Source organism: Paraburkholderia antibiotica (assembly GCF_012927125.1).
In the GTDB taxonomy this organism is placed as follows: domain Bacteria; phylum Pseudomonadota; class Gammaproteobacteria; order Burkholderiales; family Burkholderiaceae; genus Paraburkholderia; species Paraburkholderia antibiotica.
The window spans coordinates 94,097-119,385 of record NZ_JABBFZ010000013.1 but is presented as its reverse complement, the minus strand read 5'-3'; the positions used below and the strand labels follow the sequence as shown (position 1 = coordinate 119,385).

The following is a 25,289-nucleotide window of genomic DNA, read 5'->3' as shown; positions in this document are numbered from 1 at the left end:
GGTTTAGCTGCGGGTTCAGTTGCGGTTCAGCCGCGCGTTTAACCGTTCTCGCTACGCGGCGTCGCGCTATAGCCAAGCTCGTACGACAGCTTTTGCGCGCATTCGCGCAGTGCCATATCGACCTCGCCGCCCCAGCGGATATCGAACGCGCCTTCATGACCGAGTGCGACGAGGCCGAGCGCGAGTTCGCCGGTCGAGTCGAACACCGGCATGCAGAACGCGTGGATGGTCGGCAGCAACATCCCTTCGACGCGCGCCGCCCGATGCTCGCGCACCTCGCCGAGCACGCGCTCGACGTCCTCGCGGGTGCGCGGCGCGCCGCTATACGACGAGCGGCGCGAGTCGGCCAGCTCGCGTTCGAGCATCGCCGCGGTTTTGCCGGACGGCATGTAGGCGGCGAACAGCAGACCGGTGGCGGAGCCGAGCAACGGCATCACATCGCCGAGTTTCAGCGATGCCTTGGCCGGATAGCTCGATTCCATCCAGTGCACCATCGTGGGTCCGCGATTGCCCCACACCGCGATGCCGACCGTCAGATCGAGTCGGTCGCGCAATTCGGCGAGTGCGATGCGCGCGAGCGATACGCCGTCGACGCGCGCGAGCCGCGCGAGCCCCAACTGCAACGCGAAGCCGCCGAGTTCATAGCGGCCCGACAGCGGATCCTGCGCGACCACGCCGAGGCGCAGAAAGCTCACCAGATAGCGATGCGCTTTCGCCGGACTCATGCCCGCGCGTTGCGCGAGATCGCGCAGCATCATCGCGCGCGGTTCGTGGGTCAGCACCTCGAGCAGCCTGAAGCCGACTTCGATCGACTGGATGCCCGAGCGCAGTTTTTCCTCGCCGGCTTCGGCCGCGTCGTCGTCGACGCCGGCGTCGGTGGCATCGACGGAGTCGAGCGGATCGTCGGCGCAGGCGTGAGCGGTGCGGGTGCGGGGCGTGCCGGAGCGGGCGTTGGCGGACATATGCAAAGGGCGCGGGCGGCGCGTTCGGTAATCGGTCGTGGCCGGGAGTGGCGAGGGTTGCGGTAAGAGTTGCGATAAAGGCGGCGACAGCGGCGGCGGCAGCGGTGGCTGCTGCGGCGAGGACTGCATGCGACCTTGCGCACGGCGGCTTCCAGCGCACCGCGCGCGACGTACGCAACGCGGGCGCACTGGGCCGCGCCGATTCACCATCGTAGAATAGATTCCTTCCATCGTCACTAACCCACGGTTCACAGCTCTATGAAACTTGCCTCGCTGAAGGACGGCACGCGCGACGGTCAACTGATCGTCGTGTCCCGCGACCTGCATACCGCGGCCATCGCCGACGCGATCGCGCCCACGCTGCAGCGCGTGCTCGACGACTGGGCCTTCTACGCGCCGCAACTGCAAGACCTTTACGACGCGCTCAACCAGGGCCGCGCGCGCAACAGCTTCTCCTTCGACGCGAAGGACTGCATGGCGCCGCTGCCGCGCGCGTTCCAGTGGGCCGACGGCTCGTCGTACGTGAATCACGTCGAGCTGGTGCGGCGCGCGCGCGGCGCGGAAATGCCGCCCGAATTCTGGACCGACCCGCTGATGTACCAGGGCGGCAGCGACGACTTCATCGGCCCGCGCGACGATGTGCTGTGCGCATCGGAAGAGTACGGCATCGACTTCGAGGCGGAAGTCGCGGTCGTCACGACCGACGTGCCGATGGGCACGTCGCCCGAGCAGGCATTGAAAAGCGTGCGTCTCGTCACGCTCGTCAACGACGTGTCGCTGCGCAATCTGATTCCCGCCGAACTCGCGAAGGGCTTCGGCTTTTTTCAGAGCAAGCCGGCCACCTCGTTCGCGCCGGTCGCAGTCACGCCCGACGAACTCGGCGAGTACTGGCGCGAAGGCCGCGTGCATCGGCCGATGATCGTCCACTGGAACGGCCGGAAAGTCGGCCAGCCCGATGCGGGCACCGACATGGTGTTTCACTTCGGGCAACTGATCGCGCACGCGGCGAAGACGCGCAATCTGCGTGCCGGGGCGATCGTCGGTTCGGGCACGGTGTCGAACAAGGACGCGAAGCGCGGCTACTGCTGCATCGCCGAGAAGCGCTGCCTCGAAACGATCGAGCACGGCGCGCCGCAAACCGGCTTCATGAAGTACGGCGATGTCGTGAAGATCGAGATGTTCGACGAAGCCGGCAAGTCGATCTTCGGCGCAATCGAGCAGAGCATCGCGCCGCTCGATTGAGTGTGCGGTTAGGTGGACGGCGCGAGTGATCGGCAGATCGGCGATGCACGCGCCAAGGCACGAGCAGTTGACATTGCATTGACATTGACGCGCGCCTGCGCGACGCCGTGGCGCCCCATCGCCCCATCGCCGCGCGAAAGGGTTTCGCCCGATGCCACCGCCTGCGCGCGCCGCTACACTGACTGGCGCGCCGGAGCGGCCGGCGAGCCGGGCGGATCGAGTGCAGCCATGCATCGGCAACCCATCAGAACGAAAACCGACGTGAGGAGACAGCATGCCGCGATTGGACTTCCGCGAAGTTGAGAACCGGCGCGCGCGCGCGTCGTCTTCGGTGGTCGGGGCGCGAGTCGATGCGTGTGTCGACTCGCGCGGCCGGCGTCTCGGGCAGCGTGTCGCGACGCTGTGCATGACGGCGTGCGCGGCGCTCGCCTGCGCGTTGCCGTTGCCGTCGTTCGCGCAGGTCAAGATCGGGCTCGTGCTGTCGCTGACCGGGCCGGCCGCATCGCTCGGCATTCCCGCGCGCGATACGGTCGCGCTGCTGCCGAAGCAGATCGGCGGCCAGAACGTCGAATACATCGTGCTCGACGATGCCTCCGACACGACCCAGGCCGTGCAGGACACCAAGAAGCTGATCTCCGAGAACCACGTCGACGCGATCATCGGTTCGTCGATCACGCCGAATTCGCTGGCGATGATCGACGTGGTCGCCGAAGGTGAAACGCCGATGATCTCGCTCGCGTCGTCGGCGAAAATCATCGAACCAGTCGATGCGAAACGCCGCTGGGTGTTCAAGACGCCGCAGACCGACGCGATGATGGCCTCGGCGATCGCCGAGCACGCGAGCAGCCACGGCGTGAAGACGATCGCGTTCATCGGCCAGGCCGACGCGCTCGGCGAGACTTTCTACGCCGAGGTCGCGAAGTTCGCGCAGTTGCATCACATCGATGTGGTCGCGAGCGAGCGCTTCAATCGCACCGATCCGAGCGTGACCGGCCAGGTGCTGAAGATTCTCGCGACGCATCCGGACGCGGTGGTGGTCGGCGCGGCCGGCACGCCCGCCGCGCTGCCGCCGAAGACGCTGCGCGAGCGCGGCTACAAAGGCGCGATCTATCACAACCACGGCGTCGGCAATAACGATTTCCTGCGCGTCTGCGGCGCCGATTGCAACGGCACCTTCCTGCCCGCGAGCCCGGTGCTGGTCGCCGCGCAATTGCCGGCCGATCATCCGGCGAAGCGCCTCGCGCTCGACTACATCGCGCGTTTCGAAGCGAAGCACGGCGCGGGCAGCGTGTCGGCGTTCGGCTCGTACACGTCGGATGCCGGCGCGCTGCTCGAACACGCGATTCCGCTCGCGCTGAAAGCAGGCGCGCCGGGCACGCCGCCATTTCGCCGCGCGTTGCGCGACGCGCTGGAGGGAACGCACGGTCTCGCGGATACCAACGGCGTTGTCAACATGAGCGCGACCGATCACCTCGGGCTCGATCAGCGTGCCCGCGTGATGGTCGAGATCAGCAACGGCAAATGGGTGTATCAGCCGCGTTGAACGCGCGACGATACCCCGATCGATCTTTTACGGACTGCTCACCATGTCTCAGCCACCGCAATCCAACGATACGTACTACGCGAACTACCGCGCATTGCGTTTGCAGCGTCATCCGCACGGCGTGCTCGAAGTCGTGATGAGCGGCGAGGGCGCGAATAAAAGCGGGCTCGCGACCGCGAACGCGCGCATGCATTACGAACTCGCGGAAATCTGGCGCGACATCGACCGCGATCCCGACACGCGCGTCGCGATCATTCGCGGCGAGGGCAAGGGCTTTTCGGCGGGCGGCGATCTGCAGCTCGTCGAGGACATGGCGAACGATTTCGACGTTCGCGCGCGGGTGTGGCGCGAAGCGCGCGACCTCGTCTACAACGTGATCAATTGCGGCAAGCCGATCGTGTCGGCGATGCACGGGCCGGCGGTCGGCGCGGGGCTCGTCGCGGGACTGCTCGCCGATATCTCGATCGCGGCGAAGACGGCGCGCATCATCGACGGACACACGCGGCTCGGCGTCGCCGCCGGCGATCACGCGGCGATCGTCTGGCCGCTCCTGTGCGGCATGGCGAAGGCGAAGTACTACCTGATGCTGTGCGAACCGGTGAGCGGCGAGGAGGCCGAGCGCATCGGGCTCGTGTCGCTCGCCGTCGACGAAAGCGAGCTGCTGCCGAAGGCGTTCGAAGTCGCGCGCAAGCTGGCCGACGGTTCGCAGACCGCGATCCGTTGGACCAAGTACGCGCTGAACAACTGGCTGCGTACCGCGGGGCCGGCGTTCGATACGTCGCTCGCGCTCGAATTCATGGGCTTTGCGGGGCCGGACGTGCGCGAGGGCGTGAGCTCATTGCGTGAGCGGCGCGCGCCGGATTTTGGCGGGCGCGATCCGTGGCGGAGTGAGACGGGGACTGAGTCGGGTGGTGGGGCGAGCGATTGAGGTTGGCGAGTGGGTAGCTGGAGTAGGTAACTGGCACGGTATGATCGAAACACCGCGCGCAGCTTCGCGCATGACATCTCATTAAGCACTGAGGCGACAAGCATGACCGATACGACTGGCTCCACGCCGCCCTTTCCGGGCTTTCCTGGTTTCCCGCCCGCTGAAATGCTCGATCGCATGTGGGGCATGATGCGGCTGTCGCCGTTCGGCTCGGCGCTCACCGGCGCGCAGCCGGGCAGCGGCGCGAGCCCGTCGCTGTCGATGATGTCCGACATGATGGCGCCGCTCACCAACGTCGAGGAACTCGACAAGCGCATCACCGACATGCGCGCGGTCGAGCAGTGGCTGAAGCTGAATCTGAGCATGCTGCAGTCCGCGATCCAGGCGCTCGAAGTGCAGCGTGCGACGCTCACGACGCTGCGTGCGTTCGGCGCGTTCGCGCAGTCGTCGATGACGCAGCCGGCGGCGGCTGCAACGCCGGCTCCGAACTCCACACCGAGTGCGACGCCGAGCTGGGCGAGGCCGGCCGAGCCGGCGCCGGCTGCGCCTGAAAGCACGGCCGCGGCGGACGGCGAGGAACAGGAAGCGCCCGCGGCGCCGTCGTTCGATGCCTCCGCGTGGTGGAATTTGCTGCAATCGCAGTTCAACCAGATCGCCCAGTTCGCGATGACGCAGCCGTCGGTGGCGGTGGCCGCGGCCGGTGGCGGCACGCAGGGCAAGCCGGCGGCGTCGGACGCCGGTGCGTCGGATGCACCGGGCGCGAAGCCCGCGGCCAAACGGCCGGCTGCGAAGCGCGCGGCGCCGGCGGCCAAACGTGCGGCCGGCGAAGGCGCGGGCGCGGCAGCGCCGAAGAAATCGTCGTAAGCGGACGATGGCGCTGGCAAGCGTGACCGCCGCGCGACGAAACATGGAGGAGGCGCGGACCTGTCGCGCTTCCTTCCCTCACGATGTGCGAATCCACCGCGCTTCCGTTAGCCCACCATCCAACCGTCATCCAAACCGGTACGGCATAGCGAGCGGCATGCCTGAAGCTCGTCCTTTTTCGTCCCGATTTCGGCGCTGCAATCGGCCTTCCGCACCTCTCAGCGACTTTGTTGAGAGAAGTCAACGGCGAAGCGCTTCGAGCCCCTCCTGTCACAGGTTTCGTCAAATCCGCGTGCTATCATTGTGTAAGCTTGATCTGGCTTTGGGGCGTGTGCTGAAAAGAACCAATCCCGCCGCCCTTGCGTCATTGCCGCCGGCACTCCCGGTGCGGGGCTGGACGGTACGGTATTCGACCCAGACTGGCTCGACCCCAGGCACAGGGTATTCCTCACCCACGGTTGACCGCACCGCGCCCGATCATGCTTCAGACGCCAGTGCAAAAACGCCCGGACTTCTTTGTTGCCCGATGCATATGGGCGGCCGATTACCGCGTAAAATTGAATGCTTGGCCGATAAACGGCACGTCCGTTCGTCGCAGGCAAAACGGCTACACGTAGCAGTAACAGACACATACAGTATGCGCAGAACAGGGGTGGGACTATGAACACCATGCTTTATCCGGAACTTTATAAATCGCTCGAATCCGTTCGATGGGACATGGAGAAGGACATTCCCTGGGATAAATTCGATGCATCGCTGTTGACCGACGAGCAGGCCGCGACGATCAAGATGAACGCGATCACCGAATGGTCGGCGTTGCCCGCCACGGAAATGTTTCTGCGTGACAATCATCACGACAGCGATTTCTCCGCGTTCATGAGCGTGTGGTTCTTCGAGGAACAGAAACACTCGCTGGTCTTGATGGAATACCTGCGCCGCTTCAAGCCGGAAATGTGCCCGACCGAAGAGGAACTGCACGCGGTGCGCTTCGAATTCGATCCGGCGCCGCCGCTCGAAACGCTGATGCTGCACTTCTGCGGCGAAATCCGCCTGAATCACTGGTATCGCCGTGCTGCCGAATGGCACACCGAGCCAGTCATCAAGCACATCTACGAAACCATCTCGCGCGACGAAGCGCGTCATGGTGGCGCATATCTGCGCTACATGAAGAAGGCGATGGTGCAGACCGGCGACATCGCGCGGGCCGCGTTCGCGAAGATCGGCGTGCTGATGGCGTCGGCGCGTCGCACCGAAAAGCCGTTGCACCCCACCAATCTGCACGTGAACCAGGCGCTGTTCCCGCGCGACACGATCCAGTCGCGTCTGCCGGATCCGGAATGGCTCGAGCGTTGGCTCGACGAGCAGATCCGTTTCGACGACGGCTGGGAAAAGAAGGTCGTCGAGCGCATTCTGCACAACCTGTCGCTGCTGTTCGAGCGCACGTTCAATACCGCGCAGGAACTGAACCGCTATCGCAAGGAAGTGGTCGCGCGCCTGCAAGCCGCCGAGCAGAACCCGGCGCAGCAACCGGCGTGATGGTGCGGGCGCTGACGTCGTTGGCGACGTAGGCGCTGGTATCGGGCCTCGCGGCGTTGGGTGAAAGTCCCCGCTGCGAACGGCATCCGCTAGTGCTTTGAAATTCGCTTTACACGGTCCGGCAGGCGCGAGCTTGTCGGACCGTTTTGCTTGGGGCCGTCCACCGTGTATCGTGACGGCACTTTTCTTTTCTCCCGTAACTTTGTGATTCTGCGATGACCGCTATCTTTGAACGCAAGATTCTGACGCGCGATGCCCTGGCGAAACTGCGTCCTTCGCTGCGTGGACCGGTCGTCTTCACGAACGGTGTGTTCGATATCCTGCATCGCGGGCACGTCACGTATCTCGCCGATGCGAAAGCGTTGGGCGCCTGTCTGATCGTTGGTGTGAACAGCGATGCATCGGTGCGGATGCTCGGCAAGGGTGACGATCGACCGATCAATACCGAAGCCGACCGGATGGCCTTGCTGGCGGCGCTCGAAAGCGTCGACTACGTGGTGGGTTTCGGCGAGAAAACGCCGGTCGAACTGATCTCGGCGCTGCGGCCGGACGTGCTCGTGAAGGGCGGCGATTACGACATGGACGCGCTGCCCGAATCGGCGCTCGTGCGCGGTTGGGGCGGTAAAGCGCTCGCGATTGCGTTCGAGCATGATCGCTCGACGACTGCTCTATTGAAGAAGGTGCGTACGCAGGGCTGATGTCACAACTCACTGCTGCGGCGATTCCGGCGGCAACTCCGACGTCGAAATCGGTGCGACGGGCGCCGGTCCGCCGACCACCGCCTGATCGGCCGCATCGGCGGCGCTGACCGGCTGTACTTTCACCGACTCGGGGCGAATCTGCCGGTTCAGATGATTCGGCTCCCGGCCGCCGGCGGTGGGTGTCGGGCCGAAGGCGCCGCGCAGCACGGCGAAAGCCAGCACGTTGGCAAGAATCAGAATGGCAATCGGCCAGCGAAGCATCGTGGGTAGTTCCAATCCAGAAAGAAGTTGAGCGGGGAGCGGGTTGGCCGAGTCGGGGCGTTGGCAGTTGATTTCGAAGCGGGCCGCCACGACGATGCCGGTGCGCGTATCGGAGGCGCATCATGCATCCGTCGGCCGCGAATCTCGATGCAGTCCAACCATCGCGAGGTCCGGAAAGGCGCGGCGACAGACAGCGCACGACGACGTCGCGATGAACATCGCGCAATAGCGCGGAAAGGGCTTCCGAACCGAAAAGCGCAGGCACCCGGCAAGCGTCGCGCGGGCACTCGGTCAGTGCTCTCCGATCAGACACCCTGCCGTGCCGCATCCTCCGCGGCAATCAGCGCGAGCCCCGACAGCACCAGCGAATCGTGGCGAGTATGCGGCACTTTCAGCGCACTCGCCACTTCGTCGGCGGCGCCGCCGCTGACCACGAGGCGCACCGGCACCTGCCACTCGTCCTGCAGATCGCGCCACATCCGCTCGATCAATCCCGCCTGCGCGAGCGTGCATCCCGCCGACAGCGAGCGCGGCGTATCGGTCGCGAAGAACGGGCCGCGCCGATGGGCTTCGGTGGAGGCGTCGGCGTCGAGCAGGCCGCGTGCCCGGGCGGCATCGAGCGTCGGCAACTGGGCCGTGTGCTCGCCGAGCGAGCGCATCATCAGCGTCCAGCCCGGCGCGATCAATCCACCGATAAACGCGCCATCCGCGCGCAACGCTTCGAGTGTCGTCGCGGTGCCGAAGGTCGCCAGCAGCAGATGTTCGCCGGGAAACGCCGCGTGCGCGCCGATCATGCCGGCCCAGCGATCGCTGCCGAGCGCGTGCGGTGTCGTATAGCAATTGGTCACGCCGCATTGCGTTGTGCTCGCGCGGATCGTCGTGAGCGGCAGTTGCGGCCAGTGCGCGTCGATGAGCGCGGCGATCCGTGTCGCGACCTCGGCGCCGGCGACGTTCGACAGCCACGCGCCGCGCGGCGTCGGCCAGTCGGCCCAGCCGGGTTGCAAGCCGGGCCGTGAGTCAGGCGGTGAGGCGGACAGTGAGTCAGGCGGCAAACCAGTCCGCGAATCGGCGCCGGCATGACCCCGCTCGGCAAGCCCCGGCCCGGCAAGACCAACATGCGCGAGCGCGCCGCTCGCGATCTGCGTGCCATCCGGCCGCACCAGCGCCCACTTGATCCGGCTATTGCCCGCGTCGATCAGCAGATAAGGCGCGTGCTGCGTCATGCGGCACCGTCGGCGAGGCGCAGCGACACGTCGCCGGTCGCGATACTCTGGCGGCCGGCGCTCGTATCGAGCAGCAACTGGCCGCGTTCGTCGACGCCGGCGGCCACGCCGCGCGCGAGTTCCTCGCCCTGTTCGAGCAGCACGACGTCGCGGCCCGCGTACGCATGCACCGCATTCCAGCGCGGCTGGAACGGCGCGAAGCCCTCGGCGCCGAAGCGCTGCAACACCGGTTCGAGCGCGTTCAGTTCGGCGGCGAGCGTATCGGTCAGATTCGCGTTCGGCAGCGCGCGCTGCAACGCGGTCGGCAGCGTGCCGCGCGCCTGCGGCGGCGTGGCGGCGTTCAGCGCGCCGACCTTCGCCGCGAGTTCGTCGGCGCCCTTCACGTTGGTGCCGATACCGATCACGACCGCGCTCGCGTCGTCGGTGCTCCACGCGGTTTCGATCAGGATGCCGGCCAGCTTGTCGCCTTCGAGCAGCACGTCGTTCGGCCACTTCAGCGCGATCTGGCCGGGGCCGGCGACCGGCAGCGAGCGCAGCCCGTCGACCAGCGCGACGCCGACCGCGAGGCTCAGCCCGGCGAGTCCTTCGAGCGGACGCGGCAGCACGCAAGCCACCGAAAACAGCAGCGCGTTGCCCGGTTCCGCATACCACGGACGGCCACGGCGGCCGCGCCCGGCGGTCTGCAGATACGCGACCCGCACGAGCGGCCGCGGCAACGCGTCGGCGCGGCGCGGCAGGGCTTTCACGCGGGCCATCAGGTCGGCATTGGTCGAGCCGGTTTCCTCGACGATTTCGATCGGCCAGTCATGGGCCTGCGCGCCGAACAGTTTGACCGCGCGCTCGCGATCGATACGCCAGTCGGCCGGGGCCGGGTTCGACGCAGCAGCGGCAGTCGCAATGGAAGCCGCTGCGGCAGCCGTTGCGGCAGCCGTTGCGGACGGGGAAGCGGGAGTCTTGGAGGCATTCATGTCGCCTATTGTAGCGAGCGCGCACCCGAACGGGCTTCGCGCGCGAACGACTGCGGAACAGTGCGGACCGCAAGCCGAGGCTTCGTTACAATGGCCCTTAATCCGATAACCAGATTCACACGATCCTTGAACTACGACACTCCGCCCGGCCTTGAAGTCGCGGCTGGCAGCCAAGGCAAGATCGTCCGTCTCTCGGGCCAGTGGACGGCGCTCGCGCTTGCGCGCGACCGCGACACCGGTCGGGTGATTCCGCAATTGCGTTCGTTGACCGGCGCGCAGGGCATCGGCGAGTGGGATCTGTCGCGCATCGACAGGATGGACCACGTCGGCGGCCAGGCGCTGTGGCGCGTGTGGGGTCGCCAGATGCCACCCGGCACCGCGCTCACGGACACGCAGCGCGACATCTTCGAGCGCATCGCATTGCTCGACACGGTGCGCGAGAGCGCAGAGCCGGTCACGCGCGTCGACCCGTTCACGAGCTTTGGTCTTAGCCTCTTCTCGTTCATCGAGCATATGCACGGCGGCATCGCGATGCTCGGGCGCGTCGTGCTCGACCTGATCGCGATCGTGCGCAATCCGCGCCAGACGCCGTGGACCGAGATCTCCGCGAACGTCTACAACGCCGGCGCCCGCGCGTTGCCGATCACCGCGCTCGTCGCGTTCCTGATCGGCATCGTGCTGAGCTATCTGTCCGCGCAGCAGTTGCGCATGTTTGGCGCGAACCAGTTCATCGTCAATATTCTCGGTCTCGCGGTGATCCGCGAACTCGGGCCGGTGCTGTCGGCGATTCTGGTGGCGGGCCGCTCCGGTTCGGCCATCACCGCGCAGATCGGCGTGATGCGCGTGACCGAGGAACTCGACGCGATGCGCGTGATGGGCATCCCGCACGGTCTGCGGCTGATCCTGCCGCGCGTGATCGCGCTCGGCATCGCGATGCCGCTGCTGGTGATGTGGACCAACGTCATTTCGCTGACGGGCGGCGCGCTCGCCGCGAAGATCGTGCTCGGCATCGACATGAGCTTTTTCGCGCGACAACTGCCGGTCGTGGTGCCGATCGCGAACCTGTGGATCGGTCTCGGCAAGGGCGTGGTGTTCGGCATGCTGATCGCGATCGCCGGCTGCCATTTCGGCTTTCGCATCAAGGCCAATTCGCAGAGTCTCGGCGAAGGCACGACGACCTCGGTGGTGACCTCGATCACCGTCGTGATTCTCGCGGACGCGGTGTTCGCGATCCTCTTTCAGAACGTGGGGCTCGGATGATCGCGCCACTCACCGAAGCCGTGCGCGGCCAGCCGGTGCCGTCGATCGCGGAACCCGTGATCGAGGTGATCGACATCACCAAGCGCTATGGCCGCAACATCGTGCATCAGCATCTGAGCCTCGACGTGCGGCGCGGCGAGATCGTGTCGATCGTCGGTGGCTCGGGCTCAGGCAAGACCACCCTGGTGCGGCAGATTCTCGGCCTCGAACGGCCGTCGTCGGGCACCATCAAGCTGTTCGGCGAGGACCTGTCGACCATCTCGCCCGAAACCGCGCTGCTGATGCGCAGCCGCTCCGGCATGCTGTTCCAGCGCGGCGCGCTGTTCTCGTCGCTGTCGGTGTTCGACAACGTCGCGCAGCCGGTGCGCGAACTCGGCCGCGTGCCTGAAGACCTGCTGCGCGACATCGTGATGCTGAAGCTCGAAATGGTCGGGCTGCCGTGCAAGCACGCGTCGAAGATGCCGTCGGCGCTGTCGGGCGGGATGATCAAGCGGGTCGGCATCGCCCGCGCGATCGCGCTCGAACCCGAACTGCTGTTCCTCGACGAACCGACCGCCGGCCTCGACCCGCAGGCCTCCGACGAATTCGTCGAACTGATCTCCGCGCTGCATCGCGCGCTCGGCCTGACGGTCGTGATGATCACGCACGATCTCGACACGATGGTCGCAATCTCGACGCGCGTCGCGGTGCTGGCCGATCGCAAGGTGCTCGTCAACGCGCCGGTCGAAGAGGCGGCGGGCGTCGATCATCCGTTCATCCGCGAATATTTCCTCGGCCTGCGCGGGCGTCGCGCGTTGCAGGCACTGCCGCCGGAGCGCCGCGCGAAGCTGCCGCAGGCGGCGCTCGAGCCGGCGTCGTCGGAGTTACCGCTATGAACCAGGCCGCTGTGAACCAGGAAACCTGACAATGGAAAACAAAGCGCATGCATTCTGGGCCGGGCTGTTCACGGTCGTGCTGACCGCGGCGATCGCGCTCGCGGCCTTTCTGTTCAACGTCGACCGCACGGTGCGGGTGCCGTACGACCTGATCGCGCGGACCAACGTGACCGGGCTCTACGCGGACGCGGCGGTACGTTTTCGCGGGCTCGACGTCGGCAAGGTGCAGTCGATCAAATTCGATCCGACCCACCCGGGGCAGATCATGATTCGCATCATGGTCGACGAGCACGCACCGATCACCCGTTCGACGTTCGGCAGCCTCGGCCTGCAGGGCGTGACCGGCATCGCGTTCATCCAGCTCGACGACACCGGTCGCGATACGACGCCGTTGCCCTCGTCGGCGCAGCAGGTCGCGCAACTGCCGATGCGCCCGGGCCTGCTCGACCAGTTGCAGCAACGCGGCGACGTGCTGCTGCGCAAGCTCGAAAAAGTCACCGACAACGTCAACGACATGCTGTCGCCGGAAATGGTCGCGCAACTGCACGAGACGGCGGCGGACATCGCGCAGGCGGCGTCGGGCGTCGCGGCGCTGACGCGGCAGATGGCACCCGTGGCCGGCAAGCTGCCCGGCACGGTCGACCAGCTGAACCGCACGCTGGCGTCGACCAACCAGATGATCACCAGCCTGAACCGCCCGGACGGGCCGTTCGAGCGCAATCTGAACAAGGTTGGCACGGCCGCGCAGCAGGCGGGCGACGCGCTCACCCAGATGAACACGTCGCTGCAGGATCTGTCCGCGCGGGTCGGCTACGAGACGCTGCCGCGCGTGAACTCGCTGACCGAAGACGTGCGCTCGGCCGCGCAATCGATCGACCGCGCCGCCGATACCTTCAGCAGCAATCCGCGCAGCGTGCTGTTCGGCGCGCCGCGCCCGGCGCCGGGTCCGGGCGAGACCGGCTTCACGTGGCCGGCCGCTCCCGCTGCTCAGGCGACCCCAGCGGCCCACTAAATTCGCAGGCTAGAACAGAGGAAGATCTCCATGTCACGCTCGATTCACCGACTGTTGTCCTCGCGTGCCGCGCTCGCGGCGCTGCTCGCGTTCGGCGTGCTGGCGGCGGGCTGCGCGGGCACGTCCGCGGTGGTGTCGGATGTCCGCTACGACTTCGGGCCGCCGCCGCAAAGCGCCGCCGCGGCGCCGCTGCCGGCCGTCAAGGTGCTCGAGGTTACGGCGCCGGCCGTGCTCGAATCCGACCGGCTGGTTTATCGGCTGAGCTACGCGGACGCGCAGCAAACGGCTGCCTACGCGAACAGCCACTGGACGATGATGCCGGCGCAATTGCTGACGCAGCGGCTGCGCAATGCGCTGAGCGAACGCGGCACCGTGCTGACCGGCGCCGACGGGGTGGCCGCGCCGGTGTTGCGCGTCGATCTGACCGAGTTCGAGCAGGTCTTCGACAGCCAGGCGGACAGCCACGGCGCGATCGCCGCGCGCGCGACGCTGATGAAGGACGGCAAGGTGATCGGCCAGCGTTCGTTCGTCGCGCGCGCGCCGGCCCAGTCGGCGGATGCGGCCGGTGGCGCGCGTGCGCTCGCCATCGCCAGCGACGACCTCGTCGCGCAGATCGGCGCGTGGCTCGGCTCGCAGGCGCTGGCCGCCGCGCGATGAAGCCCGGGCGGGGCGGGCGGTGTGGGCGGCGCCTGCGGCGGAGCGCTGCATGAGCGAGCGTCCCTGGTTGCGTCGACCGTCGACGCTGGCCCGTCAGGCGCTGCTGCTGTACACGGTGCTGATCGTCTACGGTTCGTGGTATCCGTTTTCGGGCTGGCGCTCGCTCGGCATCGCGCCGTTTGCCTATCTGTTCGATCCGATGCCGCAGTACCTGACGGCGTTCGACGTCGTCACCAACGTTCTCGGCTATATGCCGTTCGGCGCGCTGGTGGTGCTCGCGGTGTATCCGCGTTGGCGCGGCACGCTGGCCGTCGCGCTCGCGTTCGTGCTGGGCGGCCTGCTGTCGGGCACGATGGAAGCCGTGCAGACTTATCTGCCGACGCGCGTCGCGTCGAATCTCGATCTCGCCGCCAATACGCTCGGCGCGCTGCTCGGCGCGGCGATGATGTCGCCCGCGACTGGTGCGCTGCTCGATCGCGGCTTGCTGCGGCGCTTGCGGCTGCTGTGGTTCGAGCGCGGCCATGCGGTGCTCGCGTGCCTCGTCGCCGCGTGGCCGTTCGCGACGATGTATCCGGCGCCGCGTCTGTTCGGGCTCGGCAACTGGCCGCGCGCGCTGTGGCTGCATTTCGATCCGCCCAGCCAGGACGCGCTGCTCGCATGGACGCCGTCGGCGTGGCACGTCGGCGCATGGCCGGCGGCGGTCGCCGCATGGTTGCCCGACGACACGTGGGAAGCGCTGATCACCACGCTGAACCTGTTCGCGGCGCTTGCGCTCGCGTCGCTGCCGGCGCGCCGTCATGCGCCGCGTGTGCGTCTGCTGCTGCTGTTCGTCGTCGCGACGCTGGCTGTGAAAGCCGGCGCGACCTTTCTGCAATCGCAATCCGGCCTCGCGTTCGACTGGGCGACGCCCGGCGCGCTGCTCGGCCTCGCCTGCGGCACCGTCGCCGCGTTGCTTGCCTTGCCGCTGCGGCGGCGATTGCGCGCGGCGCTCGCGGGCGGCGCGCTCGTCGTTGCGCTGGTGTTCGTCAATCTGCTGCCGGTGAATCCCTATTTCGATGCCGTGCTCGCCGACTGGCGGCAGGGGCGTTATCTGCATTTCAACGGCCTCGCGCACTGGCTCGCGTGGATGTGGCCGTATGCGGCGCTGGTGTGGCTCGCGTTCGCGGTCGAGCGCGCGTGGTTGAAGCGGCGTGCGGGGGCGGTGTAACGGCACGGCGGCGTGGTGACAACCTCGCTGCAACGTCGCTGCAATCGCGCGGCCATCGCGGTGCAATGCCAGTGCAATACCGCTGCAATGCCGGTCCGATATCGATGCAATACCGCTGCGACCCGTCCCGCCATGCCCAGCCAGGCTCCGGCGTGCACCTGGCCTGCTCGTTATAATCGTCCACACGACTAGCGCCCGGCGCATCGCGCGCGCTGACGGCGTCCTTGCACTCCCTTTCAGCCTCCCCCGGACATCATGGATTCCTTCTACAAGCACCACGTCTTTTTCTGTCTGAATCAGCGCGAGCCCGGCGCCGAGCGCCCGAGCTGCGCGAACTGCAACGCGCAGTCGATGCAGGAATACGCGAAAAAACGCGTGAAGCAGCTCGGTCTCGCCGGTCCGGGTCAGGTGCGCATCAACAAGGCCGGCTGCCTCGATCGCTGCGAGCTCGGGCCGGTGTTGGTCGTGTATCCGGAAGGCGTCTGGTACACCTACGTCGACGAGAGCGACATCGACGAGATCGTCGACTCGCATCTCGCCAACGGCAAGATCGTCGAGCGTCTGAAGATCGATCAATAACGCGAACCACAAAGCGAATCACGAAGCGATCCACAGGCACTGTCATGAACGTCAACACGAAGAAGTATCTGATCGACGGCCCGGTCGGCAAGATCGAGGTCGCGCTGGATCTGCCCGACAGCGTGCGCGAGAACGGCGCCGCGCCGCGCGGCATCGCGCTCGTCGCGCATCCGCACCCGCTCTTTGGCGGCACGATGGACAACAAGGTCGCGCAGACGCTCGCGCGCACATTGGTGCAGCTGAATTACGTCACCTATCGCTCGAATTTTCGCGGCGTCGGCCAGACCGAGGGCGAGCACGATGAGGGCGTCGGCGAGCGTGACGATCTGCGCGCGGTGCTCGAGCACATGCGCGAGGAAGAATACGGCGCGCTGCCGCTCGTGCTCGCGGGCTTTTCGTTCGGCACCGTGGTGCTGTCGCACGTCGCCGCGAAGCTGCGCGAGGAAGGGCAGGAGATCGAGCGCATCGTGTTCGTCGGCACCGCGGCGAGCCGCTGGGACGTCGCGCCGGTGCCCGACAGCACGCTCGTGATTCACGGCGAAGTCGACGAAACCGTGCCCATTCAGTCCGTCTACGACTGGGCGCGGCCGCAGGAATTGCCGGTCGTGGTGATTCCGGGCGCCGAGCATTTTCTGCATCGCAAGCTGCACGTGCTGAAGCGGATCATCGTCGACGCGTGGCGCTAAAAGCACGCGCAGCCCGCGTTTGACGCGGCCCAGGTACGCGCAAACGCGCGTGAATCGCCGCCCCACGCGCGAAGCTGACCTGGCGGCGCGCGTATAATGGGCGCTCTTTTTTTGGGCGCAGCGCCGCCCATCCGGCAGATTCGCGCGCCGCGGAGTCGTTTTCGCGCGAGAGCGCGGCCGGTGTGAAGCGCTGCGCTCGCGAACCGATTGCGCCGCCGGAAGTCCAACGGGCGCCGCGCCGTTTTACGGCCAGATGCCCGCCGACCGGCTCCCCCAACCGTGCGCTGTCGCGCAACGTATTTTTCTGTACGAATCGACCCTATGCGTTTCTCCTCCTCTGGCCGCACGTCATTCCCGTCAGTCGCTTCCTTCGTTCCCACCTCGCTGAATCGCGCCATCACCGTCGGCCTCGTGCTGCCCGCCACGCTCGTCGCGACGAGCGCGTTCGCGCAGGTGCCGCCGCCCGCGGTGAACGCGCGCTCGTGGGTGCTCGTCGACGCCACCAGCAACCAGGTACTCGCGTCCGGTAATGCCGACGAACGCGTCGAGCCGGCCTCGCTGACCAAGCTGATGACCGCGTATCTCGTGTTCGAAGCGCTCGACACGAAGAAGATCACGATGGACCAGACCGTGATGCCGAGCGAAGCGGTGCGGCGCGTGCGCACCGACGAGTCGCGTATGTTCATCGAGGCGAACAAGCCGGTCACCGTGCACGACCTCGTGTACGGCATGATCGTGCAGTCGGGCAACGACGCGGCGATCGCGCTCGCGGAACTGGTCGGCGGCAGCGAGGCGCAGTTCGTCAACATGATGAACACCGAGGCGCAGCGCCTCGGCATGAAGCACACCCATTTCGCCGACGTGAACGGCATGCCCGACCCGCAGCACTACACCACCGCGGGCGACCTCGCGGTGCTGTCGGCGCGCCTGATCCGCGACTATCCCGAGTACTACAACATCTTCTCGGTCAAGGAATTCACGTACAACAAGATCAAGCAGCCGAACCGCAACCGCCTGCTGTGGATCGACCCGACCGTCGACGGTCTGAAGACCGGTCACACGCAAGCCGCCGGCTACTGCCTGATCGCGAGCGCGAAGCGTTCGCTGCCGGGCACGACCGACGCGTCGCGCCGCCTCGTCTCGGTGATGATGGGCGAGACCAAGGAGCACGATCGCGTGCAGGACAGCCTGAAGATGCTGAACTACGGCTACACCGCGTACGACACCACGCGTCTGTACAAGGCGAATCAGGTCGTGGCCACGCCGCGTGTCTACAAGGGTGCGGCGGACAGCGTGCAGGTCGGCGTGAAGAGCGACCAGTACATCACGCTGCCGAAGGGCGCGGGCGACAAGGCGAAGCCGCAGATCGAACTGACCGATCCGCTGATCGCGCCGATCGCCAACGGCCAGCAGGTCGGCACCGCGAAGCTCGTCGCCGACGGCAAGGTGCTCGCGCAGTTCCCGGTGATCGCGCTGCAGCCGGTGCCGCAGGCGGGCGTGGTCGGCCGCGTGTGGGATTCGCTGATGCTGATGTTCAACAAGAAAAAATAAGGGCGACGTCGTAATGACCGCTGTTTCCGAGGTGTCGCAGGACCCGATTGTTTATCTGAACGGCGAGCTGGTGCCGTTGTCCGAAGCGCGCGTGCCGGTGCTCGACCGCGGCTTTATTTTCGGCGACGGCATCTACGAGGTCGCCCCGCTCTACGCTCACGCGAGCGGCCGCCGCACCGCGTTCCGGCTGACGCAGCATCTGGCGCGCCTCGCGCGCTCGGTCGGCAAGATCGGCATCGCCAATCCGCTCGACGACGCCGGCTGGCGCGAGCTGATCGAGCGGGTGGTCGAGGCCAACGAAACGGACGGTGCGTTGCGCGCCGATCAGGACGCGATCGCTTACATCCAGGTCACGCGCGGCGTCGCGAAGCGCGGTCATGCGTTTCCGGCCAACGCGAAGCCGACCGTGTTCGTGATGGTCACCGCGCTGAATCTGCCGGATGCCACGCAGCGCGCGCAGGGCGTGCGCTGCGTGAGCGCCGAGGATCGTCGCTGGCTCAATTGCGATATCAAGTCGGTGTCGCTGCTCGGCAACGTGCTGATGGCGCAATACGCGGCCGAAAACGACGCGTTCGAAACGATCCAGTTCCGCGACGGCTGGCTGACCGAAGGGTCGTCGTCGAATGTGTGGATCGTGAAGGATGGCGTGGTGGCCGCGCCGCCGCGCAGCCACAAGATTCTCGAAGGGATTCGCTACGGTCTGATCGAGGAATTGACGGCCGGCTGCGGGATCCGTTTCGAAGCGCGCGAGATTAGCGAGGCCGAAGTGCGCGCGGCTGACGAAATCATCGTCAGTTCGGCCACCAAGGAAGTGTTGCCGGTCACGCGGCTCGACGACGAGCCGGTTGGCGCGGGCAGGCCGGGCGCGGTGTTTGCGGCGCTGTATGCGGCGTATCAGCAAGCCAAGGCCGGCGAGGCAGAAGAAGGAGTAGAGAATGAATCCCGAGAACAACGACTCACTGTTTGAGTTTCCCTGCGATTTCCCGATCAAGATCATGGGCAAATCGCATCCCGAGTTTGCCGCGACGATCGTCGAAGTGGTGCGCCAGTTCGATAGCGAAGTCGACCCGTCGCGGGTCGAGACGCGGCCGTCGAGCAGCGGTACCTATACGGGGCTGACCATCCACGTGCGCGCTACCAGCCGCGCGCATCTCGACGACATCTATCGTGCGCTGACCGGCCATCCGATGGTCAAGGTCGTGCTGTAACTGTAACGGTCGTGTAGTCCCCCCGACGGCCGTTTTTCCCCGCTTCATCTCACGGCGTGACGCGCAATGCGTCCGCCGTCGTTTCCTTCGCTGTCATTCCCGCCGCCGCCCGTGCGCTATTCGCCGATCCCGCCGATCCCGCCGATCTCGCCGTGCAGGCTTGCTCGAACAGTTGCCTGAAACATCCCATCTCGTCGAACAGCCACTCGCGAAACGCCTTGACCCGCGCGGTCTCGAGCATCTGCGGCGGGCAGACGAAATAGTATTGCCACGGGCTCGGCCCATCCACGTCGAACAGACGTACCAGCCGGCCAGCCGCGATTTCGGGCATCGCGAGCGAACGGCGCGTGAGCGCGACCCCCTGACCGTCGACGGCCGCCTGCAGCAGGTTCGACGAATCCTGGTACAGCACGCCGCGCTTGGGTTCCGGCCAGTCGTTCAGGCCGGCGACGTCGAACCACGGCCGCCATAACTCGTCGTCGGAGCGCAGCAGTGGCACGTTGGCCAGATCGGTCGGCTTTTGCGGCAGCTTGCCGCCGTTGAAGTTCGGCGAGCAGGCCGGAAAGAAAATCTCCTCCAGCAGCAGCTCCGAATGCAGCCCCGGATATTTACCGAAGCCGAAACGGATCGCGAGGTCGACGTCGTCGCGCGCGAAATCGGTCAGCGCATTGGTGGACAGCAGCTCCAGGTCCCACTGCGGATGCGCCTCGATAAAGCTGCCGATGCGCGGCGTCACCCAGCGCGCCGCGAACGACGTCAGCATCGACACGACGAGGCGCCGCTCGCGGTCGCCGGCGCGGATCGCGCGGGTCGCGTCGGCGAGCTCCATCAGCGCGGCGCGCACCTGGGCGGCGTAGCGCCGGCCGGTTTCGGTGAGGCGCACGCGCTTGCCGTCGCGCGCGAACAGCGACAAGCCGAGTTCGGCTTCGAGCGCGCGAATCTGGTGGCTGACGGCGCCGTGCGTGACGAACAGCTCGTCGGCGGCGCGCGAGAAACTTTCGTGGCGGGCAGCGGCTTCGAACGCTTTCAGCGTGTTCAAGGCGGGGAGTTGGCGTAGGTCCATCGCAATATTTCTCACATAGACGTGAAAATTGATCGTTTTGCCTAAGTCCTTGCTACACCTACGATTCTAGCCATCAGACGATTTTTGGCGAGGACATCATGCGAGAAATTTCCTCTAGCATTGCATATGAAATCCGCACCGGCGACACCCTGCCGCTGAAGGTCGCGCGCAGCACGAAGCTGACTGTACGCGGCGGCGCGGTATGGGTCACCCGCAGCGACGATACGCACGACTACTTCCTGCAGCCGGGCAACACGCTGCATCTGCGGCGCGGCGAGCGGCTCTGGCTGAGCGCCGAGGGCGCGCAGTTCTCGAAGATCACGTTCTCGGTGCCGACACGCTGCGACGAGCGGGCGCTGAACTGGCTCGCGCGTATCGGCGAGCGCTTCGTGATGCGCGTGCGCGGCGGCTGGCGCACGGTTTGACGCGTAACTGACGCGCTACGGGGCCGGCAAGCGGCGCGAGATCTCGCGTGTTTGCCGGCCCCTGTTTGTCACCCCGTGTAGGGCGTCCAGCGCGGGCGCGCCTGCCCGGATTTCGGTAAACTGCCGGGATCATGTGTGCCACCCCGGTTTCTCCGCCTTCCCCGCCCGCCATCGCCAGTGAGCCGCCCACGCTGCGCTGGCTCGGCCGCGAACCCTATCAGGCCAGTTTCGACGCGATGCGCGCGTTCACCGATGCGCGCACTGCCGACACGCCCGACGAAATCTGGCTCGTCGAACATCCCCCCGTCTTCACGCTCGGCCAGGCCGGCGATCCGGCCCACCTGCTCGCCGCCGACAGCGCGATTCCGCTCGTCAAGGTCGACCGGGGCGGGCAGATCACCTATCACGGGCCGGGCCAGGTGGTCGCGTATCTGCTGCTCGACCTGCGCCGGCGCAAGCTGATGGTGCGCGAGCTGGTTACGCGGATCGAGCAGGCCGTGATCGATACCTTGGCGGCGTATAATCTCGCCGGAGAACGTAAGGCGGGTGCCCCCGGCATCTACGTGGCGCCCGGGCCCGATGCCGGGCCGCATGCCGGCGCCAAGATCGCGGCGCTCGGCCTGAAAATCCGCAACGGCTGCAGTTATCACGGCGTGAGTCTGAATGTGAACATGGACCTGCAGCCGTTTCTCGCGATCAATCCATGCGGCTACGCGGGGCTCGAAACAGTCGATATGGCGACGCTCGGCGTCGTCGCTGGCTGGGACGACGTGGCCCGTACCCTTGCAGCACGCCTCACCGCAAACCTCGACGGCAATCCCGCGGCCGTCGCCCAACCGCAGGCCGGTGCGCTCACCGCCTGACTGGATCGAACGAATGACTGACGTAACCGCGAATCCCGCAGCAGCTACTCCCGCGCCCGAAGGCGTGCCGGCCCCCGCCGCCTACGACGCCACCGCGAAGCAGAAAGCGCAAGCCAAAACCGCGCGCATCCCGATCAAGGTCATCCCGATCGAAAAGCTGAAGAAGCCGGACTGGATCCGCGTGAAGGCGGCGACCGGCAATTCGCGCTTCTACGAAATCAAGCAGATCCTGCGCGAACACAATCTTCATACGGTTTGTGAAGAGGCGAGCTGCCCGAACATCGGCGAATGCTTCGGCAAGGGTACCGCGACCTTCATGATCATGGGCGACAAGTGCACGCGCCGCTGCCCGTTCTGCGACGTCGGCCACGGCCGTCCCGATCCGCTCGACGCCGACGAACCGGCCAACCTCGCGCGCACCATCGCCGCGTTGAAGCTGAAGTACGTCGTGATTACCAGCGTCGACCGTGACGATCTGCGCGACGGTGGCGCGGCGCACTTCGTCGAATGTATCCGGCAGACGCGCGAGCAGTCGCCGGACACGCGCATCGAAATCCTGACGCCGGACTTCCGCGGCCGGCTCGACCGCGCGCTCGGCATCCTGAACGCAGCGCCGCCCGACGTGATGAACCACAACCTCGAAACGGTGCCGCGTCTGTACAAGGAAGCGCGCCCGGGTTCGGACTACGCGCATTCGCTGAAGCTGCTGAAGGACTTCAAGGCGCTGCATCCGCACGTCGCGACCAAGTCCGGCCTGATGGTCGGCCTCGGCGAAACCGAAGAGGAAATCCTGCAGGTGATGCGCGATCTGCGCGAGCACGACGTCGACATGCTGACGATCGGCCAGTATCTGCAGCCGTCGGAGCACCATCTGCCGGTGCGTGCGTACGTGCATCCGGACACCTTCAAGATGTACGAGGAAGAGGCCTACAAGATGGGCTTCACGCATGCGGCGGTGGGCGCGATGGTGCGTTCGAGCTATCACGCCGACTTGCAGGCGCATGGAGCCGGCGTGGTTTGACGCGCTTGCGCAGCGTTTCACGCTAGCTGGAAGGAATCGAAAAGCCCGCCGTCGTGCGGGTTTTTTGTTGGGCTGCGGGTTTGGCGTTCGCTCAGTGCTGCAGCGCCCGCGGCACTCGCAGCGCCGCGCCCGACGCGCGATACTACGCGCCGGGCACGCACGAAACCGCTCACAAATCAGCCGCTCATCACGAAGGAACCGACACGTGGCAACTGGGATCGACAACGGTGCATCCGCACCCTGGCCTTATCCGCGGCTGATCGCGCATCGCTGCGGCGGCACGCTGGCGCCGGAAAACACGCTGGCCGGTTTCGACGCCTGCGTGCGCTACGGCTACCGGATGGTCGAATTCGACGCGAAGCTCTCGGCCGACAACGCGCTCTTCCTGCTGCACGACGACACGCTCGATCGCACGACCAATGGCCACGGCCCGGCCGCCGCGCACACGTGGCAGCAACTCGCCACGCTGGACGCTGGCGCATGGCGCGGCGCGGAGTTCGCCGGAACACGGCTGCCCACGCTCGCCGACGCGGCTGGGCGCTGCGCGCGCGACGGCATCGCCGCGAACATCGAGATCAAGCCGTGTCCGGGCCGCGAAGTCATCACCGGTACGCTGGTCGCGCAAGGCGCGCTGAGCTTGTGGCAAGGCCAGACGCCGCCGCTCCTGTCGTCGTTTTCGTTTGAGGCGCTCGCCGCCGCGCGCGACGCCGCGCCGTCGCTGCCGCGTGGCATGCTGTTCGAGCAGGTGCCGGCGGACTGGCTGCGCATCGTGCGCGAACTCGACTGCGTATCGCTGCACGCGAGTCATCGCTATCTGAGCGAGCCGCTGGTCGCGCAGATCCGCGCGGCCGGGCTGCGGGTGCTCGCCTACACGGTGAACGAGCCGGCGCGCGCGCAAGTGCTCCAGCAATGGGGCGTCGACATGATCTGCACGGACCGGCTCGATCTGCTGGACTAGGCTGGACCAGGCCGGGTCCGCTGCACGTTCGGCTACACGGCCAGCGGAGAAACCCTTGCGGGTTTTCCCGTAAATTTACCCGTAATGAATTCCGGATTCCCCGACGCGCCTCGTCCGGATTTCCGGAATCCCGGACGAGGCGCGCCGGACAGCGCTAAAAAGTCCATAAGAATCAAGACTTCCCGCCCGATATCGATCTGGCATCGACCTTGCAAAGTAGAGCGCGCGGCCGCCACGGCCCGACAAAAAAGCAAGGAGACAACGATGTCCGATTTCCCTTCCCGGTATTTCTGAATTCGTCGTCTTGTAGCGGCCCGCCAGCGCGCGCCCGCGCGACGACGTATCGTTCGCGCGCCTCGCATCGCGACGGGTCATGAGCTCATCCCCCTCGCAGGAACCATCGTGAAGAAACCTATCCATAAAGTGCTGTACGTCCAGGTGATCGTGGCGATCATCATCGGCATCGTACTGGGGCATTTTTCCCCGAACTTCGCCATCGACATGAAGCCGCTCGGCGACGGCTTCATCAAGCTGATCAAGATGGTGATCGGGCCGATCATCTTCTGCACGGTGGTGACCGGCATCGCCGGCATGGAGGACATGAAGAAGGTCGGGCGCGTCGGCGGCAAGGCGCTGCTGTACTTCGAGATCGTGTCGACCTTCGCGCTGGTGCTCGGCCTGTTCGCGACGCACCTGCTGCGTCCGGGCGCCGGCTTCAACGTCGATCCGGCTTCGCTCGACAGCCGCGCGGTCGCGTCGTACGCGGCCAAGGCGCACGGCCAGAGCACGGTCGACTTCTTCATGCACATCATCCCGGACACGATTTCGTCGGCGTTCGCGCAGGGCGAAATCCTGCAGATCCTGCTGATCGCGCTGCTGTTCGGCTCGGTGCTCGCGACGGCCGGTGAGAAGGGCAAGGTCGTGACGAACTTCATCGAAGGGATTTCGCACGTGCTGTTCGGCATGGTGCGCATCATCACGAAGCTCGCGCCGATCGGCGCGTTCGGCGCGATGGCCTTCACGATCGGCAAGTACGGGGTCGGCTCGCTGCTGCCGATGCTCAAGCTGATCGGCACGTTCTATCTGACCTCGATCGTGTTCGTGGTGGTCGTGCTCGGTGCGATCGCGAAGGTGGTGGGCTTCAACATCCTGCGCTTCATCGCGTACATCAAGGAAGAGATGCTGATCGTGCTCGGCACGAGCTCGTCCGAAGCCGCGCTGCCGCAGCTGATGCAGAAGCTCGAAAAGCTCGGCTGCTCGCGCTCGGTGGTGGGCCTCGTGGTGCCGACCGGTTACTCGTTCAACCTCGACGGCACCAACATCTACATGACGATGGCCGTGCTGTTCATCGCCCAGGCGACCAACACCGACCTCACGTGGACCCAGCAGCTGACGCTGCTCGCGGTGACGATGCTGACCTCGAAGGGTGCGAGCGGCGTGACCGGCGCGGGCTTCATCACGCTGGCCGCGACGCTGGCGGTGGTGCCGACGATTCCGCTGTCGGGGATGGTGCTGATTCTCGGTATCGACCGCTTCATGAGCGAGTGCCGCGCGCTGACCAACATCGTCGGCAACGGCGTCGCGACGGTCGTCGTGTCGGCATGGGAAAAGGAGCTCGATCGCAGCAAGCTGAAAGCGGTGCTGAGCGGCGACGTGTCGGTCAAAGAGCCGGCCGGCGTTTGAGTCCCGGCTCAGG

26 protein-coding genes are annotated in these 25,289 nt (G+C 66.3%); 21 read left to right on the top strand and 5 right to left on the bottom strand.

What is annotated here, in order from left to right:
• Positions 1 to 38: 38 nt before the first annotated feature.
• Entirely contained in the window at positions 39 to 962 is a 924-nt protein-coding gene (locus HHL14_RS20820; RefSeq protein ID WP_169499504.1) for an IclR family transcriptional regulator, read from the bottom strand.
• 258 nt (positions 963 to 1,220) lie between these two features.
• Between HHL14_RS20820 and HHL14_RS20815 the strand changes: the two genes are divergently transcribed.
• From HHL14_RS20815 to rfaE2, 6 genes are all read left to right on the top strand, one after another.
• Complete coding sequence (locus tag HHL14_RS20815) at positions 1,221 to 2,204, top strand: fumarylacetoacetate hydrolase family protein (protein WP_169499503.1); 984 nt, start codon at positions 1,221 to 1,223, stop codon at positions 2,202 to 2,204.
• Positions 2,205 to 2,478: 274 nt separating this feature from the next.
• Positions 2,479 to 3,747: an ABC transporter substrate-binding protein gene (locus HHL14_RS20810; RefSeq protein WP_169499502.1), complete on the top strand. Its 1,269-nt coding sequence runs from the start codon at positions 2,479 to 2,481 to the stop codon at positions 3,745 to 3,747.
• Positions 3,748 to 3,790: 43 nt separating this feature from the next.
• On the top strand, positions 3,791 to 4,675 hold the full coding sequence (locus HHL14_RS20805) for an enoyl-CoA hydratase/isomerase family protein (RefSeq protein WP_169499501.1): 885 nt from the start codon (positions 3,791 to 3,793) through the stop codon (positions 4,673 to 4,675).
• Between the two features lie 102 nt (positions 4,676 to 4,777).
• Positions 4,778 to 5,539 carry a PhaM family polyhydroxyalkanoate granule multifunctional regulatory protein gene (locus HHL14_RS20800; RefSeq protein WP_169499500.1) on the top strand — a complete coding sequence of 254 codons (762 nt, stop codon included), beginning with the start codon at positions 4,778 to 4,780 and terminating at the stop codon, positions 5,537 to 5,539.
• Between the two features lie 660 nt (positions 5,540 to 6,199).
• Positions 6,200 to 7,075 carry a ferritin family protein gene (locus HHL14_RS20795; RefSeq protein ID WP_169499499.1) on the top strand — a complete coding sequence of 292 codons (876 nt, stop codon included), beginning with the start codon at positions 6,200 to 6,202 and terminating at the stop codon, positions 7,073 to 7,075.
• A gap of 215 nt (positions 7,076 to 7,290) precedes the next feature.
• Complete coding sequence (gene rfaE2 / locus HHL14_RS20790; protein ID WP_169499498.1) at positions 7,291 to 7,773, top strand: D-glycero-beta-D-manno-heptose 1-phosphate adenylyltransferase; 483 nt, start codon at positions 7,291 to 7,293, stop codon at positions 7,771 to 7,773.
• A 9-nt stretch (positions 7,774 to 7,782) separates the two neighbouring features.
• Here rfaE2 and HHL14_RS20785 read toward each other — a convergent pair whose 3' ends face one another.
• From HHL14_RS20785 to HHL14_RS20775, 3 genes are all read right to left on the bottom strand, one after another.
• Positions 7,783 to 8,037 carry a hypothetical protein gene (locus HHL14_RS20785; protein WP_169499497.1) on the bottom strand — a complete coding sequence of 85 codons (255 nt, stop codon included), beginning with the start codon at positions 8,035 to 8,037 and terminating at the stop codon, positions 7,783 to 7,785.
• 305 nt (positions 8,038 to 8,342) lie between these two features.
• Positions 8,343 to 9,260 carry a type III pantothenate kinase gene (locus tag HHL14_RS20780; protein ID WP_169499496.1) on the bottom strand — a complete coding sequence of 306 codons (918 nt, stop codon included), beginning with the start codon at positions 9,258 to 9,260 and terminating at the stop codon, positions 8,343 to 8,345.
• Entirely contained in the window at positions 9,257 to 10,228 is a 972-nt protein-coding gene (locus HHL14_RS20775; RefSeq protein WP_169499495.1) for a biotin--[acetyl-CoA-carboxylase] ligase, read from the bottom strand. Before HHL14_RS20775 ends, HHL14_RS20780 begins: the two co-directional genes overlap by 4 nt.
• Before the next feature lie 126 nt (positions 10,229 to 10,354).
• On the opposite strand from HHL14_RS20775, the gene HHL14_RS20770 reads away from it, so the two are divergent.
• The 10 genes from HHL14_RS20770 (at position 10,355) to HHL14_RS20725 (ending at position 19,263) form a co-directional block, all read left to right on the top strand.
• Positions 10,355 to 11,488, top strand: a complete 1,134-nt coding sequence (locus tag HHL14_RS20770; RefSeq protein ID WP_169499494.1) for an MlaE family ABC transporter permease — start codon at positions 10,355 to 10,357, stop codon at positions 11,486 to 11,488.
• Complete coding sequence (locus HHL14_RS20765) at positions 11,485 to 12,363, top strand: ABC transporter ATP-binding protein (RefSeq protein ID WP_169499493.1); 879 nt, start codon at positions 11,485 to 11,487, stop codon at positions 12,361 to 12,363. Before HHL14_RS20770 ends, HHL14_RS20765 begins: the two co-directional genes overlap by 4 nt.
• Before the next feature lie 31 nt (positions 12,364 to 12,394).
• Positions 12,395 to 13,375 (top strand): MlaD family protein, encoded by a 981-nt coding sequence (locus HHL14_RS20760; protein WP_169499492.1) that lies wholly within the window; start codon positions 12,395 to 12,397, stop codon positions 13,373 to 13,375.
• 30 nt (positions 13,376 to 13,405) lie between these two features.
• On the top strand, positions 13,406 to 14,032 hold the full coding sequence (locus tag HHL14_RS20755) for an ABC-type transport auxiliary lipoprotein family protein (RefSeq protein WP_169499491.1): 627 nt from the start codon (positions 13,406 to 13,408) through the stop codon (positions 14,030 to 14,032).
• A 49-nt stretch (positions 14,033 to 14,081) separates the two neighbouring features.
• Positions 14,082 to 15,239 carry a VanZ family protein gene (locus tag HHL14_RS20750; RefSeq protein ID WP_169499490.1) on the top strand — a complete coding sequence of 386 codons (1,158 nt, stop codon included), beginning with the start codon at positions 14,082 to 14,084 and terminating at the stop codon, positions 15,237 to 15,239.
• 255 nt (positions 15,240 to 15,494) lie between these two features.
• Complete coding sequence (locus HHL14_RS20745) at positions 15,495 to 15,818, top strand: (2Fe-2S) ferredoxin domain-containing protein (RefSeq protein ID WP_075295093.1); 324 nt, start codon at positions 15,495 to 15,497, stop codon at positions 15,816 to 15,818.
• A gap of 44 nt (positions 15,819 to 15,862) precedes the next feature.
• A complete protein-coding gene (locus HHL14_RS20740) occupies positions 15,863 to 16,504 on the top strand; it encodes an alpha/beta hydrolase (RefSeq protein ID WP_169499489.1) in 642 nt (213 codons plus the stop codon).
• 321 nt (positions 16,505 to 16,825) lie between these two features.
• A complete protein-coding gene (locus HHL14_RS20735) occupies positions 16,826 to 18,055 on the top strand; it encodes a D-alanyl-D-alanine carboxypeptidase family protein (protein WP_169499488.1) in 1,230 nt (409 codons plus the stop codon).
• 13 nt (positions 18,056 to 18,068) lie between these two features.
• The gene (locus HHL14_RS20730; RefSeq protein WP_169499487.1) at positions 18,069 to 19,022 is read left to right on the top strand and encodes a D-amino acid aminotransferase; all 954 of its coding nucleotides are present in this window, start codon (positions 18,069 to 18,071) and stop codon (positions 19,020 to 19,022) included.
• On the top strand, positions 18,991 to 19,263 hold the full coding sequence (locus HHL14_RS20725; protein ID WP_169499486.1) for a DUF493 family protein: 273 nt from the start codon (positions 18,991 to 18,993) through the stop codon (positions 19,261 to 19,263). Before HHL14_RS20730 ends, HHL14_RS20725 begins: the two co-directional genes overlap by 32 nt.
• Positions 19,264 to 19,312: 49 nt before the next feature.
• Here HHL14_RS20725 and HHL14_RS20720 read toward each other — a convergent pair whose 3' ends face one another.
• Positions 19,313 to 20,326, bottom strand: coding sequence for a transcriptional regulator GcvA (locus HHL14_RS20720; protein ID WP_169499485.1), 1,014 nt, complete (start codon positions 20,324 to 20,326; stop codon positions 19,313 to 19,315).
• 98 nt (positions 20,327 to 20,424) lie between these two features.
• Between HHL14_RS20720 and HHL14_RS20715 the strand changes: the two genes are divergently transcribed.
• The 5 genes from HHL14_RS20715 (at position 20,425) to HHL14_RS20695 (ending at position 25,276) form a co-directional block, all read left to right on the top strand.
• Positions 20,425 to 20,751: a DUF2917 domain-containing protein gene (locus HHL14_RS20715; protein WP_169499484.1), complete on the top strand. Its 327-nt coding sequence runs from the start codon at positions 20,425 to 20,427 to the stop codon at positions 20,749 to 20,751.
• Between the two features lie 131 nt (positions 20,752 to 20,882).
• Positions 20,883 to 21,614: a lipoyl(octanoyl) transferase LipB gene (gene lipB, locus HHL14_RS20710; protein WP_169499483.1), complete on the top strand. Its 732-nt coding sequence runs from the start codon at positions 20,883 to 20,885 to the stop codon at positions 21,612 to 21,614.
• Between the two features lie 13 nt (positions 21,615 to 21,627).
• Complete coding sequence (gene lipA / locus HHL14_RS20705) at positions 21,628 to 22,635, top strand: lipoyl synthase (RefSeq protein ID WP_169499482.1); 1,008 nt, start codon at positions 21,628 to 21,630, stop codon at positions 22,633 to 22,635.
• 205 nt (positions 22,636 to 22,840) lie between these two features.
• Positions 22,841 to 23,593, top strand: coding sequence for a glycerophosphodiester phosphodiesterase (gene ugpQ / locus HHL14_RS20700; RefSeq protein ID WP_169499481.1), 753 nt, complete (start codon positions 22,841 to 22,843; stop codon positions 23,591 to 23,593).
• A 402-nt stretch (positions 23,594 to 23,995) separates the two neighbouring features.
• Positions 23,996 to 25,276, top strand: a complete 1,281-nt coding sequence (locus HHL14_RS20695) for a dicarboxylate/amino acid:cation symporter (RefSeq protein WP_169499480.1) — start codon at positions 23,996 to 23,998, stop codon at positions 25,274 to 25,276.
• Positions 25,277 to 25,289: the final 13 nt, after the last annotated feature.

Excerpts from the sequence above, each read along its gene's own strand:
- HHL14_RS20820 (WP_169499504.1), bottom strand. The coding sequence starts at position 962 with ATGTCCGCCAACGCCCGCTCCGGCACGCCCCGCACCCGCACCGCTCAC.
- HHL14_RS20815 (WP_169499503.1), top strand. The coding sequence starts at position 1,221 with ATGAAACTTGCCTCGCTGAAGGACGGCACGCGCGACGGTCAACTGATC.
- HHL14_RS20810 (WP_169499502.1), top strand. The coding sequence starts at position 2,479 with ATGCCGCGATTGGACTTCCGCGAAGTTGAGAACCGGCGCGCGCGCGCG.
- HHL14_RS20805 (WP_169499501.1), top strand. The coding sequence starts at position 3,791 with ATGTCTCAGCCACCGCAATCCAACGATACGTACTACGCGAACTACCGC.
- HHL14_RS20800 (WP_169499500.1), top strand. The coding sequence starts at position 4,778 with ATGACCGATACGACTGGCTCCACGCCGCCCTTTCCGGGCTTTCCTGGT.
- HHL14_RS20795 (WP_169499499.1), top strand. The coding sequence starts at position 6,200 with ATGAACACCATGCTTTATCCGGAACTTTATAAATCGCTCGAATCCGTT.
- rfaE2 (WP_169499498.1), top strand. The coding sequence starts at position 7,291 with ATGACCGCTATCTTTGAACGCAAGATTCTGACGCGCGATGCCCTGGCG.
- HHL14_RS20785 (WP_169499497.1), bottom strand. The coding sequence starts at position 8,037 with ATGCTTCGCTGGCCGATTGCCATTCTGATTCTTGCCAACGTGCTGGCT.
- HHL14_RS20780 (WP_169499496.1), bottom strand. The coding sequence starts at position 9,260 with ATGACGCAGCACGCGCCTTATCTGCTGATCGACGCGGGCAATAGCCGG.
- HHL14_RS20775 (WP_169499495.1), bottom strand. The coding sequence starts at position 10,228 with ATGAATGCCTCCAAGACTCCCGCTTCCCCGTCCGCAACGGCTGCCGCA.
- HHL14_RS20765 (WP_169499493.1), top strand. The coding sequence starts at position 11,485 with ATGATCGCGCCACTCACCGAAGCCGTGCGCGGCCAGCCGGTGCCGTCG.
- HHL14_RS20760 (WP_169499492.1), top strand. The coding sequence starts at position 12,395 with ATGGAAAACAAAGCGCATGCATTCTGGGCCGGGCTGTTCACGGTCGTG.
- HHL14_RS20755 (WP_169499491.1), top strand. The coding sequence starts at position 13,406 with ATGTCACGCTCGATTCACCGACTGTTGTCCTCGCGTGCCGCGCTCGCG.
- HHL14_RS20750 (WP_169499490.1), top strand. The coding sequence starts at position 14,082 with ATGAGCGAGCGTCCCTGGTTGCGTCGACCGTCGACGCTGGCCCGTCAG.
- HHL14_RS20745 (WP_075295093.1), top strand. The coding sequence starts at position 15,495 with ATGGATTCCTTCTACAAGCACCACGTCTTTTTCTGTCTGAATCAGCGC.
- HHL14_RS20740 (WP_169499489.1), top strand. The coding sequence starts at position 15,863 with ATGAACGTCAACACGAAGAAGTATCTGATCGACGGCCCGGTCGGCAAG.
- HHL14_RS20735 (WP_169499488.1), top strand. The coding sequence starts at position 16,826 with ATGCGTTTCTCCTCCTCTGGCCGCACGTCATTCCCGTCAGTCGCTTCC.
- HHL14_RS20730 (WP_169499487.1), top strand. The coding sequence starts at position 18,069 with ATGACCGCTGTTTCCGAGGTGTCGCAGGACCCGATTGTTTATCTGAAC.
- HHL14_RS20725 (WP_169499486.1), top strand. The coding sequence starts at position 18,991 with ATGAATCCCGAGAACAACGACTCACTGTTTGAGTTTCCCTGCGATTTC.
- HHL14_RS20720 (WP_169499485.1), bottom strand. The coding sequence starts at position 20,326 with ATGGACCTACGCCAACTCCCCGCCTTGAACACGCTGAAAGCGTTCGAA.
- HHL14_RS20715 (WP_169499484.1), top strand. The coding sequence starts at position 20,425 with ATGCGAGAAATTTCCTCTAGCATTGCATATGAAATCCGCACCGGCGAC.
- lipB (WP_169499483.1), top strand. The coding sequence starts at position 20,883 with ATGTGTGCCACCCCGGTTTCTCCGCCTTCCCCGCCCGCCATCGCCAGT.
- lipA (WP_169499482.1), top strand. The coding sequence starts at position 21,628 with ATGACTGACGTAACCGCGAATCCCGCAGCAGCTACTCCCGCGCCCGAA.